The following is an 859-nucleotide window of genomic DNA, read 5'->3' on the forward strand; positions in this document are numbered from 1 at the left end:
AGAGTATGTTTTGGATAGTCTAAAAATGAGAGTCCGTCTTATCTTGTAGTTACCAAGCTCCAAGATCATGAACGAATCGTTTCAAGCACTAACGGACTCTCAATGGCAAGTTATCCAACAAATTCTGGATGACAAACGACAACGCTGGCATTCGCTACGCGATATTATCAACGCCATCTTGTGGCTCAATTACACGGGTGTGCAATGGCGGGAACTCCCTAAAATGACGGGCGAAAAGCTGCCTTGGCAAACCGTTTATTACCACTTTCGTCAGTTTAAACTACGTGGCGTTTGGGAGCAAGTGCTAGATAGCCTTGTGGTTAAGGAACGGAAACGACAGCATCGGGAGGAGACCCCATCCCTGTTAGCTATTGATAGTCAATCTGTTAAGATTATGCAGTTTATTGAAGAAGAAACGGGTTTGGATGCTAACAAGAAAATTAATGGACGCAAACGCAGCATTGCCGTTGATCGTTTAGGTCTTCCCTGGTCCTTAGCCGTGACGGGAGCTAATGTGTCGGATAATGAGGCAGGTCGGTTAGTGGTTGACCGACTTAGGGGTAAGGTACCTCGCCTGGAAGTGATTGCTGCTGATCACGGCTATAAAGTCAGTTTTATTGAGCACGTTGAGTCAAATGGCTGGCAAGTGGAGATAGCACAAAAGCCAGAAAGTAGTCGTGGCTTTGTGCCGCAGAAGAACCGTTGGCCTGTTGAACGCAGCTTTGGCTGGCTCAATTTTAGGAGACGATTATTCCGAGACGTAGACAAAACCATAGAAAGTTCGGAGGCTATGCTACGAATTGGCTTTATTTCAATCCTGCTCAATAGGCTGGCCAAATAATAGTCCCAAACATACTCT

1 protein-coding gene is annotated in these 859 nt (G+C 45.8%); it reads left to right on the forward strand.

Annotation, left to right across the window (positions count from 1 at the left end):
- Positions 1–67 precede the first annotated feature (67 nt).
- Positions 68–841: an IS5 family transposase gene (locus FH603_RS28290; protein WP_186742767.1), complete on the forward strand. Its 774-nt coding sequence runs from the start codon at positions 68–70 to the stop codon at positions 839–841.
- Positions 842–859: the final 18 nt, after the last annotated feature.

It is taken from the genome of Spirosoma utsteinense (assembly GCF_014282275.1).
GTDB classification, from domain to species: domain Bacteria; phylum Bacteroidota; class Bacteroidia; order Cytophagales; family Spirosomataceae; genus Spirosoma; species Spirosoma utsteinense.